The sequence below is a fragment of the Candidatus Thiodictyon syntrophicum genome, assembly GCF_002813775.1.
GTDB lineage: Bacteria > Pseudomonadota > Gammaproteobacteria > Chromatiales > Chromatiaceae > Thiodictyon > Thiodictyon syntrophicum.
Genome location: NZ_CP020371.1, coordinates 94840 through 109840, shown reverse-complemented (window position 1 = coordinate 109840; position 15001 = coordinate 94840). Strand labels below are relative to the sequence as shown.

Genomic DNA, 15001 nt, shown 5'->3' with positions numbered 1-15001 from the left:
GTATCATGGACTGGATCGGTCGGGTTGCTGCTGCGCTCTGCCGTCATTCTTCAACTCCAAGCGGATTGGCCGTTATGTCGATGCGGCACTGCATACCTGCGCCGCCTGCGTCTGTTGTGCCTGAATCGCCGTCAGCGCAATCGTGAAGACGATGTCATCCACGCGTGCGCCGCGCGAGAGGTCATTGACCGGCTTGCGCAGGCCTTGCAGCATCGGGCCGACCGACACGACATTGGCGCTGCGCTGCACTGCCTTGTAGGTGGTGTTGCCGGTGTTGAGATCCGGAAAGACAAAGACGGTTGCCTGTCCGGCGACCGGGCTGTCGGGCGCCTTTTGTCGGCCCACCGCGGCCGTTGAGGCCGCGTCGTATTGCAACGGGCCATCGAGGACCAGCTCCGGGTAACGCGCCTGGGCGATGGCGGTGGCCTGCCGCACCTTGTTCACGTCGTCGCCGCTGCCCGAGACACCGGTGCTGTAGCTGATCATCGCCACCTTCGGCGTGATGCTGAAGGCGGCGGCGCTGTCCGCGCTCTGCTTGGCGATCTCGGCCAGTTGGTCTGCGGTGGGATCCGGATTGATGGCACAGTCGCCGTAAACCAGTACCTGGTCCGGCATGAGCATGAAAAAGACCGATGAGACGATCGAGGAGCCGGGCGCGGTCTTGATCAACTGCATGGCGGGGCGCACCGTATTGGCCGTGGTATGTACGGCGCCCGAGACCAGGCCGTCCACATCGCCGACCGCGAGCATCATCGTGCCCACCACCACCACGTCTTCGAGCTGCTCCAAGGCCTGCGTCGGCGTCAGGCCCTTGGCCTTGCGCAACTCGACCATGGCGGCGACATAGTTGCCGCGGATGGCGTCGGGATCAAGGATCTCCAGACCGGCAGGCAGGGTGAGGCCCTGGGAGGCCGCGACGATTTCAATCGCCTCGCGCTTGCCCAGGAGCACACAGTGGGCAATGCCCTTTTCCTCACAGATCACCGCGGCGCGCAGGGTGCGGGGCTCTTCGCCTTCCGGCAGGACGATACGCTTTTGCGCGGCCCGCGCCTTCTGGATGAGTTGATAGCGGAAGGCCGGGGGGGAGAGTTTGGTGTTCTCCCGCAGGTGAAAGGCGGCGGAAATCGTCGCGGCGTCCAGGTGCTCGGCCACGCAATCGAGCACGGCGTTCATGCGCGCGATGTCGTCCTTGGGCACCGTTGTCGGGATATGGCTGACGCGGCGTGCCGTCCCATAGCTGTCGTCATCGGAGCGCAGGATCGGCAGGCCGCGCGTCAAGGCCGGGGCCGCCAATTCCATGACCTGCGGGGCAATGACGCTCGCGTGGGTGAGCAACAGGCCGGCCAGTTCAATGCCGCGAGCGGCCGCCAGGGCGCAGGCCAGAATCACGTCGTCCCGGTCACCGGAGGTGATCACCAGCACGCCCGGGCGCAGTCGCGGGATCACTTCGGCGACCGAACGCGCGGCGGTCACGACCTCGGTGACCCGACGGGTGTCGAGTTCGCCCCGCAAGACCACCTCGGCGTTCAGGTGCTGCGCCACGTCCAGGGTGCGCGGCGCGCGCAGGCTGGGGTGTTCCGGAACCACACCCCAGATGCGCAGTTGGCCCAGCGTGTTGCGGGCCGACGCTGCATCGAAACCCGCGGGGGCCTTGTTGAAGATCACCCCGGCCACGCGGCAATCCTCGTTCGCGAATTGACTCGCAGCCAGGCGCGATTCGGTGACGGCATGCGGCAGCGAGGCGTCGGCGACCAGCACGACCTCGGCCTTGAGGCTGAGCGCCAGATCGACATTGAGTTGGGATGCAAAGGCGTGTTCCGCGTCGGCGTGCAATCCCTCCACGACGAGGACGCCGACCCCCGTGCCCGCGCTCATGCACAGCGCCACCACGTCCTCCAGCAATTGGCCGGTCTGGTTGGCGGCGATCCGTTCTGCCGCGTCCGCCAGCGTGAGCGCCGCGGGTACCGGGATCTGAAAGATCTCCCGGGCGAAGTAATCCGAGTTGTCTTCCTCTTCTTGGGCGATCGGTTTGACGAATCCGACCGCCACACCCAGGCGCTGCAATGCGCGCACGATGCCCAGCGCCGCCGACGTCAGCCCCACGCCCTGGCGTACCGGCGTCACGAGGAAGGTCTGGGTGAAGCTGGAATTCATGGGCTGTTCTCGCTTGGCAAAGGGGTCTTGCAGGCACTGCGCAAGCCGCAAGTGACCCTAAGGCCCGTTGCTCCTGAGGGGGGGTGCTGATGACCAGCAGCACGCGAGCGAAGGGATTGCGTAGGGTCCGCTGTGCGGACCGCAGACGCCGCAGTTGGCTGATTGGCCTCATGATGATCAAGGCCCTCGCGGGGCACCACGACCCCGGCAACGCCGGTTTCCCACCGCTGGCGGGAAGCCGGCGCGGCTCCGTAGACCGCTTTTATTTGCGCATGATCTTTTGATACATACGATCGAGGCGCTCGGTATTGGCGTCGCAACAGGACTGGGCGGCCTTGGCGGCGTCCAGGGCCTGCGTGGCCATATCGCGGGCGGTCTGGTCGGTGCAGCCGCCGATCAGGGTCGCCCCGATCAGGGCGGCGGCCGACAGGGAAACGAGCTTGAGGGTTTTTGTCATCGGTAAAGTCTCCGTTGGTTGAGCCTGGTCTCCAGGCCCTTTTTTTATAGCACAGGTCCGCTGTCATGGTACTACGCGCTGCGACGCGTCGCGCCTTGATCTTCGGACCGCGAACCGGTGGCGGTCCGGGGCGGGCAAGAAAGGGATAGCGAAAACAGCGCTTAGTCGTCGCGCGCCGATGCCGCCAGGCCAGGACCCAAGCGGGCGTCGCGGCGGGCTGCGGCGCGACCGGGACCGGCCAGCCGACGATCCGTTATGATCGAGCGGCGGGCGTGGCGCCTGCTGCTGTTCAAACAGCGCATGGGCACCGGCTCGCCCCGGGCGCCGCGGCGACCTGAGGCCGGCACCCGCCCAGCGCAACCTAATCCACCGCGGGGTCCACTGAAAGGCTCGCCAAACGCGACCGCGGCTTCGTTGTTACGCGCACTGGTTGCGTCGGGGTTGACCGTGACCGCGGTGCAGGAACCGCGGCCTCCGGCATACCGGCGTTATCGGTGATTGCAGGTGGGAGACTCCCGCGGTGTGTAAAACCACAAGCCTCGCAGGCTTTCAACGGGTGCTTGGGTGCGCCACAAGCCGGACACAAGTTGGATGCCATGTTGACCACAACAAACTGATGAGTGAAGTGAAAGGGGAACTTCCGTGTCACTTGCCGTCGTTGCCCCGGGTTGGCACCAGCGCGGCGGGCGCGGACCAACTCGCGCTGAGCAGTCGGCGCTCAGGTCTGCGCCTACCCTCAGGTGTCCTTGGAGGGCTCCAGCGTCGTAAGGCCGAGTTCGGCCGGGGCGCCCGCGGCGTCCGGCGCGGGGCGTCCCGGGCGATCTCCAGACGCCCGCGGTCCTGCCGGAAATAACGATCATGGGGTGTGCCGAGTTCATCCATGGCGGTGCAGGCTAATGCGTCGCGCGGCGCAGAGCAAGCGCGGGTAACGATGACCCGGAGCGAATACCGGCCAGACACCCCCGCGCCGACGACCTACACTAATGCTGCAGCGGCGCTCGGGGGCAACCGGACGCCGCGCGCGACCCGGCAGCGAGGGCCGGGGCGGGCACCGATTCAATCCATCAGACGCGCCACGCGCAGGAACCCCATGAGCGGCACCTCCACCCTGTCCGGAGCGCCGGAATGCGCCCCGACCGACTGGCCCCGGATCGGCGACTACCTGATCGCCCGCCTCAAGGAGGCGGGGGTCGATCACCTCTTCGGCGTCCCCGGCGACTATGTACTGCGCTTCTACGACCGGCTCTGCCGCTCCGAGATCCGCCATATCGGCACCACCCGGGAGGACACGGCCGCCTTCGCCGCGGACGGCTATGCCCGCTGCCGGGGGCTCGGGGCCCTGGCCGTCACCTACGGGGTGGGCGCGCTCAATGTGGTGAACGCGGTGGCCGGGGCCAATGCGGAGTGCTCCCCGGTGGTGGTGGTCAGCGGCGCCCCGGGGGTCGCCGAGCAGCGCGACGACCCGCAGCTGCACCATCGTTTCGGTCCCTTCCGCTTTCAGCGCGAGATCTTCGAGCGCATCACCGTTGCCTGCGCCGTGCTGGACGATCCCTACACGGCCCTGCGCGAGATCGACCGCACCCTGGACGCGGCGCGCCGCTACAGCCGACCGGTCTATATCGAGCTGCCCCGCGACCGCGTCGACACCCCGGCCTTCCCGATCCCCCGGGAGACGCCCGGCTGGGACCCCGCCGCCGACCAGGCGGAAGGCGCCAGCGACCCCGAGGTCTTGGCCGAGGCGGTGGAGGAGACCCTGACCCTGCTGGGCCGCGCCCAGGTTCCGGCCATCCTCGCCGGGGTGGAGGTCCATCGCCGCGGGCTCCAGGACCTGCTGGCGGACTTCGTGCGCCAGGCGCGGCTGCCGGTGGCCGCCACGCTGACCGGCAAGTCCGTGGTGGCGGAGCGCCAGCCCGGCTATCTGGGGGTTTACGAGGGGGCCATGGGTCCGGAGGGCGCGCGTGCAGTGATCGAGCGGGCGGACCTGCTGTTGCTGCTCGGGGTCACCCCCAACGACATCGATCTGGGGATCAATACCGCGCGCCTGGACCCGGCGCGCATGGTCCGGGCGGGCCAGGAGGAGGTCTGGGTGCATCGCCACCGCTTCCCGCGGGTGCACCTGCGGGACTTTATCGCGGCGCTCGCGACGGCGGTCAAGCCCCACCCGGGGCCGCTGCCGGAGGTCCCGGGTCCGCTGACCGCCCCCGACTTTCCGCGGCCCGGGGCGCCCATGACCATGGCCAGGCTGATGGCCCGACTCAACGACTTCCTCACCCCCGACATGCAGGTGGTGGCCGACTCCGGGGACTGTCTGTTCGCCGCGGTGGATCTGCGGGTGCACGAGCGCAGCGAGTTCCTCGCCTCGGCCTATTACACGACCATGGGATTCGGGGTCCCCGCCGCGCTGGGCGCCCAGGTGGCCCGCCCGAGTCGCCGGCCGCTGGTGCTGGTGGGCGACGGCGCCTTCCAGATGACCGGCACCGAGCTCTCGACCGCCGCCCGGCTGGGCCTGGACCCTATCGTGATCCTCTGCAACAACCGTGGCTACACCACGGAACGCTTCATCCTGGAGGGCCCGTTCAACGACATCGCCGACTGGCGCTTCCACCGCCTGGGCGAGCTGTTCGGCCCCTTGCGCGGCTTTCTGGCCCCCACCGAGGAGGCATTCGAGGAGGCCCTGGGGGCAGCGCTCGCCTTCCGCGACGGCCCCTCGCTGATCGAGGTGGGCCTGCGCCCGGACGACTGCTCCGCGGCACTCAACCGGCTCGGGGAGCGGTTGCGGGCGGTGGTGCAGGACGGCTGATAGGGGCGGCCGATGGACGCTCGCCCCTGGCGTCCCGGTCAGGCCCGCGCCTGATGGAACATGCCGATCTCCACCAGCTTGGGCAGGAGGACCTCTTCTTCGCGGTCGAGGCGCTGTCCGATCATCTCGAAGACCTGATGGGTCTCGGCCAGAAAATCGTCGCTGAAATTGAAATCGCCGTTCTTCAGCCAGTGCTTGTGGTAGTGATCGAAAATCATCCGCAGGGGCCGCTCACCGCTGATGAAGCCCCAGGCGATCGATTTGACCTTGGGGTCATCGTGGATCAGGAGGCTGGGATACAGACCGCGATCCTCTTCGGCCAGGTGTCGCTGCACCCGCTCACCCAGATCGAGCAACAACTCATAGGCCATCCGGGCATTGGGGCGAATGCGCAGTTGCTCGGGGGTGAGGAGCGAGCGCAGATCGTCGATCATTTGGCGCAGATCCGAATGCGTGCTGCGATAGCCGTCTAGGGTTTGCATGGCGGTCTTCCTCTCTTTCTTGTTGCGTCAACACCAGCGACTTGATACAGGTTCCGGGAGGCTGATTGGTGGGTACCTGTCAGCCCCGGGGGCCCACCCGGTAACGCTGCATCCAAGTCTAGACCAAGCGCCGCGTTTGGTCAATAACGTTATGTTTTTATTAATGTTTGTTGTATTTTCGGACGATGTTGCAGGTCGACAACGGCCCCTGCCCGCTGGTTTGCGTCGGCGGGCCTTGCACCGCTTGCCGATTGTTTATGTATTGTTTTTTTCCTCTCGGAAGGAGCGCCCGCGCCTCACCTGGCACTTGCTGCCGACGCCTGGCCGGAATGGTGCACTGCAACAAACTGATTAATTTACAACAACATTTTGTCATCCTGGTGTGGGTGCGCTGGCGCACCGAGTTACCGCGGTTTCGCGCGTAGCATTTCCTGACAGCGCGGGGACACTCGTTACCCGGCCGGGGTCATGGCTGACAAAAGGTCATGTTCACACTCATCATCACGAGACCTCTCATGAACAAAGAACAAGTCACCAGCCGTTACGAAGAAGCGAAAGGCGCCGTCAAGGAAGTCGCCGGGCGGGTCGTGGGCAATGACGACCTGGAGGCGGAAGGCATCGTCCAGAAGAACCTCGGCAAGGTCGAGGCGGGCGTGGCCGATCTCCGGGAAGACATCAAGAAGGCGATCTGAATTAGACGGCTGCCCTCCACCAGGGACACGCCGGCCGCTGCCGGCGGGACCCGCGACGGTTGTGATCAGCGTCCCGGCCGCCGCGCTTGGCGCAGGGTCGTGGGTCCGCGGTGCGGCCTTGATCGTAGGGTCGGCCACGCGCCCTTGCGGTAACCCGTCGCGGCCGGGGGGCCGCTCCTACGGCGTAGGAGCGGCCCCCCGGCCGCGACCTATGTCACCCTCCAAGGCTGAAGCCTTGGACTCCGACCCGGGGCGGCCGCAACGATGGTCAAGGCCCTCAACGAGACCACCCCAGCGCATTTCCGCTTATGACGAATATCAAGCTGAGTTATTTCCTCCTGATCGCCCGCATGGAGGCCTTGGCGCACCGCTCGGATGACAAGTCAATCGACCTGTTCTACAGCACCAACGCGCCCGATGAGGGCTTCATCGCCAAGGTCCGGGTACTCGCACAGGCGGCACAGGTGCGGCTGCATCTGCTGGTGACCGCCCAGGACGGCAGGCTCGATGTGGAACACATCTGTCGGACGGTGCCCCAATGGCCAAGCGCCGATGTCTGGTTTTGCGGTCCAGCCGCCTTCAATCGGGCGATTCACCAGGACTTTAGCCTCAGAGGACTGGCAGCCGGCGACTTTCATCAGGAACTGTTCGACCTGCGCTAGCCTTCGTCAGCGCGCCGCTCGCTGACATTCAGGGCCGTGCAGCGACTCCTAGGCCTGCGGAAACCGGCCCGAAACCACCGGCGGCATCGCCGCGCCACAGCAACCCGTCCGCCCGCGGCGATGCATAAAAAAGAGCTTGCATATCCCGAAAATCCGTGTGTAAAATCCTGATCGCATGCTGTTTGCGTCATCTTTTCCGTGAACGCAAGAGCAGTGCATCTTGCCAAGTTCAACTGTCATTCCCCGGTCGGGTAAGTTGGCCCTGATCCAGCATAGCGATACGACCTTGCTCGCCGATGCCGCCGCGTTGGACTTCACGGTGAGGGCCATGTTGCCCTCTTGACCATCGACATGACTGCCAACTATATCGACACGACGCCCATTCAGCTCCAAGAAGCACGTCATGAGCCTCCAAGCAAGACCGCATGTCACCGCGCAGGAATACCTGGCCTGGGAGCGCCGGCAGGAAACCCGCCACGAATATGTCGACGGCGAGATCTACGCCATGACGGGGGCGAGTCGTGAACATAACCTGGTATGCGGGAATACCTTTGCAGCACTTCATGCACAATTGCGAGCAACCCCCTGTGAGGTCTATAACAATGACATGCGCGTGAAGGTCAGCGAGACCGGCATCTATACCTACCCGGACATCGTGATCGCCTGCGCCGATCCACAATTCGAGGACGCCGAGGTCGACACCCTTCTCAATCCGACATTGATTATCGAGGTACTGTCCGACTCTACCGAGCACTACGATCGCGGTACCAAGTTCCAACACTACCGCACCTTGGCCTCGTTGCAGGATTATCTACTGGTGGCGCAAACCGAATCCCGGGTGGAACATTATGTCCGCGAGGCCGGTAGCCGCTGGTTGCTGACCGAATATCGGGGGCTCGATGACAAGCTCGAACTGGTCTCGGTGGGGTGTCGGTTGCTCTTGCGTGAAATGTACGAACGCGTGCCGTTGTGAGTGCCGGAAATTTTGCTTTCATGGCATTGCGACCGATCTTGATGCGCCGCTATCGGCCCGCTCCGGCCATGGCGCGCGGGATCGGAAACGGTTCGATTTAAGACCCCTTCTGCAGGGGATGAGGCGATGACGCTACGCCGGGTCGATCCACTCGGGGACAGCGCCGTACTGGTCGAGTTCGACGCGGCCCCGGAGGCGGCGCTGCGCCCGGCCATCGTTGGATTCTGCGCGGCGGTGCAGGCGCGGTCCTGGCCTTTCGTGCATGACCTGGTGCCGGGCGTCCAGAGTGTCTGCATCCATTATGACCCCGTGCGCCTCGCCGTGAGCGGCTGGACGGCACCGTCCTGGTGCGCCGCGCTGGCGGCCCTGGACGCTGCGCCGGCCAAGCCGTCCGCGGCCCGTCAGCAGCGGCTGCCGATCTGCTATGAGGCCGGGTTCGGTCTGGATCTGGAGCGGGTTGCGGGGCAGTTGGGTCTCTCGGTGGACGCGGTGATCGAGCGGCACGCGGCCGCGCTGTACCAGGTCGTGATGATCGGCTTCGCGCCCGGCTTTCCCTATCTGGCGGGCCTGCCGCAGGCCCTGCAAGTGCCGCGGCGGGCCAGCCCGCGCAGCGCGGTGCCGGCCGGCAGTGTCGCCATCGCGCAGGACCTGTGCGGCATCTATCCGGTGCAATTGCCGGGCGGCTGGCATGTAGTGGGGCGGACCCCGGTGCGCCTGTTCGACCCGTATCGCGACCCGCCCAGCCTCCTGCGGGCGGGGGATCAGGTAAGCTTCACGCCGGTTGATCGGCATGGCTTCGAGGCCCTGTGCACCAGTTGAAGATCCTGCGCGGCGGGCAGCTCTCCAGCATCCAGGACGCCGGCCGTCCGGGTTTTCAGGCCCTGGGCGTCACCCCCGGGGGCGCCCTGGATACGGTGGCGTTGCGCGTGGGCAACTGGCTGGTCGGCAATGCCGGGCACCAGGCGGCCATCGAGATCACCTGGGCGGGCCCGCGGATCGGCTGCACCGAGGATACCTTGATCGCGGCGACCGGTGCCGCCGCCGAGCTATCCTGCGCGGGGGTGCCGGTGCCGGGCTGGCGGCCGGTGTGGATCAGAAAGGGCGGCGTACTGGAGATCGGCCAGGTCACCGAGGGCGCCCGTCTGTATCTGTGTGTGCAGGGCGGGATCGACACGCCCGCGGTCCTGGGCGGACTGGGTACGGACTTGCGCAATCGCTTCGGCGGGCACGCGGGGCGGGCACTGATCCGGGGCGATGTGCTGGCACTCGGGGCGCAGCAGGAGTCCTACCCGCGCTTACATGCGAGGCTTACCGACACGCACGGGGACTTCGCCGCGCCGCCCTGGCAGGTGTCGATGTGGCGCGACAGCGGCGTGCCGAACGCCGCGCCGCTGCGGTTGCTGACCGGTCCACACCAGTCGCGGCTGGGTCCGAAGGACCTGGCGGCCCTGCATGGGGCGAGCTTTCGCGTGCTGCCGCAGTCCGACCGCCAGGCGTTGCGTCTGCAGGGGCCCGCCCTGACACTCAGGTCCTGCCGGTACCCGTCGGCCGGGGTCTGCCGCGGGGTCATGCAACTGCCGCCGGACGGCAATCCCATCCTGCTCCTGGCGGACCATCAGACGACGGGGGGCTATCCGGTGATCGGGGTGACGGCCGGCGTCGAGGGCACGCGCCTGGCGCAACTGCGCCCCGGTGACGCGGTGCGCTTCGTCCCCTGCGGGCTCGCGCAGGCGCAGCAACTGCTGCGGGAGCGCGAACGGCGGTTACTCATCATCAAACACGAACTGGCGTGGCGCGCCGCACAGGGCTGAGGCCGGTGCCGCGCCAAAGGGCCTAGCTCAACCATGGACATCAATGCCGATCTCGGGGAGGGCGGCGGTCAGGACGCCGCGCTGATGCCGCTGATTGCACGCGCCAATATCGCCTGCGGCGGTCACGCGGGTGACGCCGCCCGCATGCGCGCGACGCTGCGGCTGGCCGAACGACACGGCATCCAGATCGGGGCGCACCCCGGCTATCCTGACCGCGCACGCTTCGGGCGGACTGAGACCGGCGCTACCCCGGCGCAGATCGAGGCCGACTGCACCAGTCAACTCGCGGCGTTCCGGCGGGAGGCGGATGACTGCGGACTGGCCGTCGCCCATGTCAAGGCGCACGGCGCCCTCTATCACCGGTTGATGCAGGACCCGTCCGCCGCTGACGCCTTCCTGCGTGCCGTGCGTGCCGTGCTGGGCGGCGCTGCCGTGATGGGGCTGCCCGGCAGCGTCTTGCAGGAACGCGCGCCTGGCCGGGAGCGGATTCATTGCGGAACTGTTCGCCGACCGGCGCTATGAAGACAATGGCGGCCTGACCCCGCGCACGCACCCGCACGCCGTGATTGCTACCCTTGAGGAGGCACTCGCCCAGGTGCTTTCGGTGCGCGACACCGGGCGGCTGCGCTCACGGACCGGGCGGATGATCCCACTGCACGCGCAAACGGTGTGCGTGCATGGCGATGGCGAACAGGCATTGACCTTGGCGCGCGCCCTTCACCGCGTGCTGCACCCGGGCCGCGTCGCGGGCGCGAACACCCGGACCACTTCGACATAAGGCAACAGACATGAGCGATTCTCCGGTCCGGCGCTCGCTGCCCGGCCAGCGTTGGGCAGGCATCGATCTGCTCGACTACAAACCGAGCGGCAGCGCACCCTTCAAGGCCATCACCCGCCAGGTCCTGGTCGGCGACGAGACGCTCGCGGCGGAGCTGCGCTATTTTGAGATCGCCGCCGGCGGTCACTCCACGCTGGAGCGGCACGCGCACGCCCACGCCGTCCTGGTACTGATCGGCCGCGGGGCCTGTCTGGTCGGCCAGGGGGTCCATTCATTGGGACCGCATGACCTGCTGCGGGTCCCGCCCTGGACCTGGCACCAATTGCGCGCCGACCCGGACGCGCCGCTCGGGTTTCTCTGCCTGGTCAACCGGGAGCGGGACCGGCCGGTCTTGCCCACCGCGCATGACCTGGAGGGGCTGCGCGCCGACCCGGTGGCGGCTGCCTTCATGCGGGTGTGATACCGACAGGTTGCGCTGTCAAAGGACCAGGGGGCGATTCGGCAGTTCATTCGAGTGGGCGCCGGTCGCCGGGAAATGGGTCCGCAGTTGCGCAGCGATGTCGCGGACGCCGTGGCAGACGCCCGTCTCGAATTCGCCCCGGCGGAAGGCGTCGCCCAGGTCCCGGCAGACCTGCGCCCAGGACTGCGGGCCGATCCTGGCGTTGATACCCCGGTCGGCAACGATCTCCACCCGTTGTTCGGCCAGCAAGAGATAGATCAGCACGCCGTTGTTGTGTTCGGTATCCCACAGGCGCAAGTCGCTGAAGACCTCCAGTGCCCGCGCCCGCGCGGTGGTACCGCGCACGAGTTGCAACAGGTCGAGGTTGGCTTCGATGGCAACGCAGATCTCGCCGCTGTGGTGCCTTTCCGAGGCGGCGATTTCGTGTTCGATCCGATCCAGCACGGGGCGGGGAAACAACTGCCGCAGGCGCCAGGGAAAGTAGCAAAGGTGTTGCAAGAACCGACGCATCGTCTTCTCCTTACCAACTATCGGAGGCGCCGCCCCCGCCGCCGGAGCCGCCACCGCCACTGAAGCCCCCGCCGCTGGAGCCCCCGCCGCCGGAGTTGCCCCCGCCACTGAAGCCCCCGCCCCCGCTCCACCAGCCCCAATCGCTGGGGCGCTGCCGTCCCTTATCCCTCCTGCTCCCGCCCCTGCCCCTGCGATTGCGACGGCCGAGCAGCACGATGAGGAAGGCGGCCATCGCACCGGCGCCGGCCAGGATCAAGGAGCCGACCGATAGCCACAGACCCAGGCCGACCACCGCACCCGCCGCCGCCGCGCCGAACAATTCGCCCAATAGCGCGCGCAACGCACCGGCGACAAACACCACGGCAAACACCAGCACCGCCAACAGGTCCTCGATCGAGGACCAGTCCGGGTCCTGCTTAGGCGGGGGCGGCGGCGGCAACGGCTCGCCGTCCACCAAGCCGATCATGCGTCCAAGGCCGGCCGCGATCCCGCCGTAGAAATCGCCGCGCTTGAGGGCCGGCGTGATGTCCTCGACCATGATGCGCTTGGCCGTGGCGTCGGGGATCACGCCTTCCAGTCCGTACTGGGTTTCGATCCGCAGTCGGCGGTCATCCTTCGCCACCAACAGCAGCGCGCCGTCATCCACCCCCTTGCGTCCCAACTGCCACGCGTCCAAGATGCGGCGGGCGTATTGTTCGATGCTCTCGGACTGGGTACTGGGCACGATCAGCACGGCGATCTGCGCCCCCTTGCGCGCCTGGAGCTCGGCAAGATCGTGTTCGATCGCCTGCTGCTGTTGCGCGGTGAGGGTCTGCGTGAGGTCGGTCAGGTGCGAGCGCAGCGGCGGCACGGCCACCTCGGCCTGCGTCGGCACCGCGGCAAGCGCCCACCACCATCCCCACAGGAGCAGGAGGGGCCACCGACCGGGCAACCAGGGGCGCGGCATCGTCACTGCGCCGGGGCGGGCGCGCCGAACTCGACCCGGGGCGCGCGCGAGATCGCGCCTTCGTTCTCGACCGTAAAGTTCGGCTTCAACCCCTGACCAAACAGCATCGCGGTGAGATTGGACGGGAACTTCCGCACCGTGGTGTTGTATTCCCGCACCGCCTTGATATAGCGATTGCGCGCGACGGTGATCCGGTTCTCGGTCCCTTCGAGTTGGGCATGCAGGTCGCGGAACAGGCCGTCGGCCTTGAGTTGCGGATAATTTTCAGCCACCAACAACAAGCGCGACAAGGCGCTGCCGAGCTCGCCCTGGGCCGCCTGGAATTGCTTGAAGGCGGCCGGATCATCGATCAGCGCCGGCGTCATCTGCACCTGCCCGACCTGCGCCCGCGCCTGCGTCACCTGGGTGAGCACCTCTTTCTCATGTGCGGCATAGCCCTTCACCACATTCACCAGATTGGGCACCAGGTCGGCACGCCGTTGATATTGGTTGAGCACCTCCGACCAACTGGCCGTGATCTGCTCGTCCTGTGATTGTAATCGGTTGTAACCACAGGCGCTCAGTGACGCCAGGGTCAGAAATGCCAACACACCCGCCAATACGCGTCGCGGCATGGGATCGTCCTCACTCGTGGTTTAGGGCAATGGGCGATTCTATCGTTCCTGACCGGGCGACTCCAGATCCATAGCGCCGACCCCGCGGGGCTACCGGCCCCCCTCGCGCCGCCGATCGCGCGCGTGCGCAACCGCCCTTGGTGTGCGATGCTCGTCACACTCGGCGGCCCGAGGGGCTGCGAAAAACGGATACTGCCCATGACCGCAGCGACCATGACACCCTTCCCGCCCGGCTTCCTGTGGGGCGGGGCCACCGCTGCCAACCAACTGGAGGGCGCCTACGACGAAGGCGGCAAGGGCCTGTCGATCCAGGACGTGGCACCCAAGGGCATCAAGGGCCCGCGGACCGCGGCGCCGACCCCGGACAACCTCAAGCTGGTCGGGATCGACTTCTATCACCGGTATGCAGAGGATCTGGCACTGTTCGCCGCGATGGGCTTCAAGGTCTTGCGTCTGTCGATCGCGTGGAGCCGAATCTTCCCGAACGGCGACGAGGAGACCCCCAACGAGGAGGGCCTGGCCTTCTACGACCGGGTGTTCGACGCCTGTGCCCGGCACGGCATCGCGCCGCTGGTGACCATCTCGCATTACGAGACCCCGCTGCACCTGTGCGAAAAGTACAACGGCTGGGTCAGCCGGGAGCTGATCGGCTTCTACGCGCGCTATGTGCGGGTCTTGTTCGAGCGCTATGGGTCCAAGGTGAAGTACTGGCTGACGTTCAACGAGATCAACTCGGTGCTGCACGAGCCCTTCCTGAGCGGGGCGATCAACACCCCGCGGGACCAACTGTCGAAGTCCGACCTGTACCAGGCCGTCCACCACGAACTCGTGGCCAGCGCCCTGGCCACCCGTATCGCGCATGAGACGATCCCCGACGCCAAGGTCGGCTGCATGTTGGCGGCGCTGCCGACCTACCCGCTCACGCCGCACCCGGCCGACGTGGTGGCCGTGATGCAGGCCGACCACCGGAACCTGATGTTCGGCGATGTGCACACGCGCGGCGCCTACCCCGGATACGCCTTGCGCTATTTCCGGGACAACGCCATTACGCTTGACATCACGGACGCGGACCGCGAATGTCTGACCAACACCGTCGACTTCGTGTCGTTCAGCTACTACATGAGCGTCTGCGCTACCGCCGACCCCGCGTTGCAGATCAGCGGCGCGGGCAATATCCTCGGGGGCGTGCCCAACCCCACCCTGAAGGCCAGTGAGTGGGGCTGGCAGATCGACCCCGCCGGCCTGCGGATCATCTGCAACCAGTTCTGGGACCGCTGGGGCAAGCCCCTGTTCGTCGTCGAGAACGGTTTGGGGGCCAGGGATCGGTTGAGCGTGGTCGCCGGGGTCAGGACCGTGCTCGACGACGACCGGATCGCCTACCTGCACGACCATCTCGTCCAGCTCGGTGAGGCCATCACCGACGGTGTCGAGGTGCTCGGCTTCACCGCCTGGGGATGCATCGACCTGGTCAGCTTCACCACCGCCGAGATGAGCAAGCGCTATGGCTTCATCTATGTCGACCGCAACGACGACGGCACCGGCACCCTCGCGCGCTACCGCAAGAAGTCCTTCGACTGGTACACCGAGGTCATCGCCACCAACGGGGCGAGCCTGCGTCACGAGCGGTAAGATACGATTCACTAAGGCCCCTCACCCAGGTTG

Annotated in this window: 14 protein-coding genes and 1 pseudogene; 9 read left to right on the top strand and 6 right to left on the bottom strand. The window is 66.7% G+C overall.

The features are described 5' to 3' along the window. Positions 1–72: 72 nt before the first annotated feature. Together pta and THSYN_RS29865 are read right to left on the bottom strand one after the other, a co-directional pair. The gene (gene pta / locus THSYN_RS29870) at positions 73–2154 is read right to left on the bottom strand and encodes a phosphate acetyltransferase (RefSeq protein ID WP_100922748.1); all 2082 of its coding nucleotides are present in this window, start codon (positions 2152–2154) and stop codon (positions 73–75) included. A 262-nt stretch (positions 2155–2416) separates the two neighbouring features. Continuing rightward, positions 2417–2611: an alanine-zipper protein gene (locus tag THSYN_RS29865; RefSeq protein ID WP_100922747.1), complete on the bottom strand. Its 195-nt coding sequence runs from the start codon at positions 2609–2611 to the stop codon at positions 2417–2419. Positions 2612–3701: 1090 nt separating this feature from the next. On the opposite strand from THSYN_RS29865, the gene THSYN_RS29860 reads away from it, so the two are divergent. After that, positions 3702–5411, top strand: a complete 1710-nt coding sequence (locus tag THSYN_RS29860) for an alpha-keto acid decarboxylase family protein (protein ID WP_100922746.1) — start codon at positions 3702–3704, stop codon at positions 5409–5411. 38 nt (positions 5412–5449) lie between these two features. Here the strand turns inward: THSYN_RS29860 and THSYN_RS29855 are convergent, their stop codons facing one another. Beyond that, positions 5450–5893, bottom strand: coding sequence for a hemerythrin domain-containing protein (locus THSYN_RS29855; protein WP_100922745.1), 444 nt, complete (start codon positions 5891–5893; stop codon positions 5450–5452). A 515-nt stretch (positions 5894–6408) separates the two neighbouring features. Here THSYN_RS29855 and THSYN_RS29850 point away from each other — a divergent pair. From THSYN_RS29850 to THSYN_RS29815, 7 genes and pseudogenes are all read left to right on the top strand, one after another. Next, positions 6409–6585: a CsbD family protein gene (locus THSYN_RS29850; protein ID WP_100922744.1), complete on the top strand. Its 177-nt coding sequence runs from the start codon at positions 6409–6411 to the stop codon at positions 6583–6585. A gap of 308 nt (positions 6586–6893) precedes the next feature. Next, complete coding sequence (locus tag THSYN_RS29845; protein ID WP_100922743.1) at positions 6894–7247, top strand: ferric reductase-like transmembrane domain-containing protein; 354 nt, start codon at positions 6894–6896, stop codon at positions 7245–7247. 403 nt (positions 7248–7650) lie between these two features. After that, on the top strand, positions 7651–8220 hold the full coding sequence (locus THSYN_RS29840; RefSeq protein ID WP_100922742.1) for a Uma2 family endonuclease: 570 nt from the start codon (positions 7651–7653) through the stop codon (positions 8218–8220). A 126-nt stretch (positions 8221–8346) separates the two neighbouring features. Next, positions 8347–9039 carry a 5-oxoprolinase subunit PxpB gene (gene pxpB / locus THSYN_RS29835; RefSeq protein ID WP_100922741.1) on the top strand — a complete coding sequence of 231 codons (693 nt, stop codon included), beginning with the start codon at positions 8347–8349 and terminating at the stop codon, positions 9037–9039. Continuing rightward, a complete protein-coding gene (locus THSYN_RS29830) occupies positions 9027–10031 on the top strand; it encodes a 5-oxoprolinase subunit C family protein (protein WP_100922740.1) in 1005 nt (334 codons plus the stop codon). Before pxpB ends, THSYN_RS29830 begins: the two co-directional genes overlap by 13 nt. Before the next feature lie 33 nt (positions 10032–10064). Further along, a pseudogene (gene pxpA / locus THSYN_RS29825) lies at positions 10065–10809 on the top strand (5-oxoprolinase subunit PxpA). A 10-nt stretch (positions 10810–10819) separates the two neighbouring features. Then, positions 10820–11269 carry a cupin domain-containing protein gene (locus tag THSYN_RS29815; RefSeq protein ID WP_100922737.1) on the top strand — a complete coding sequence of 150 codons (450 nt, stop codon included), beginning with the start codon at positions 10820–10822 and terminating at the stop codon, positions 11267–11269. Between the two features lie 18 nt (positions 11270–11287). Here THSYN_RS29815 and THSYN_RS29810 read toward each other — a convergent pair whose 3' ends face one another. From THSYN_RS29810 to THSYN_RS29800, 3 genes are read right to left on the bottom strand one after another with little or no spacing between them, the layout of a single operon-like run. Next, positions 11288–11779: a TPM domain-containing protein gene (locus THSYN_RS29810; RefSeq protein WP_100922736.1), complete on the bottom strand. Its 492-nt coding sequence runs from the start codon at positions 11777–11779 to the stop codon at positions 11288–11290. Between the two features lie 10 nt (positions 11780–11789). Beyond that, positions 11790–12725 (bottom strand): TPM domain-containing protein, encoded by a 936-nt coding sequence (locus THSYN_RS29805; RefSeq protein WP_100922735.1) that lies wholly within the window; start codon positions 12723–12725, stop codon positions 11790–11792. Between the two features lie 2 nt (positions 12726–12727). Next, positions 12728–13339, bottom strand: coding sequence for a LemA family protein (locus tag THSYN_RS29800; protein WP_100922734.1), 612 nt, complete (start codon positions 13337–13339; stop codon positions 12728–12730). Positions 13340–13537: 198 nt separating this feature from the next. Between THSYN_RS29800 and THSYN_RS29795 the strand changes: the two genes are divergently transcribed. Further along, positions 13538–14968, top strand: a complete 1431-nt coding sequence (locus tag THSYN_RS29795) for a glycoside hydrolase family 1 protein (RefSeq protein ID WP_100922733.1) — start codon at positions 13538–13540, stop codon at positions 14966–14968. The last annotated feature ends 33 nt before the right edge of the window (positions 14969–15001 follow it).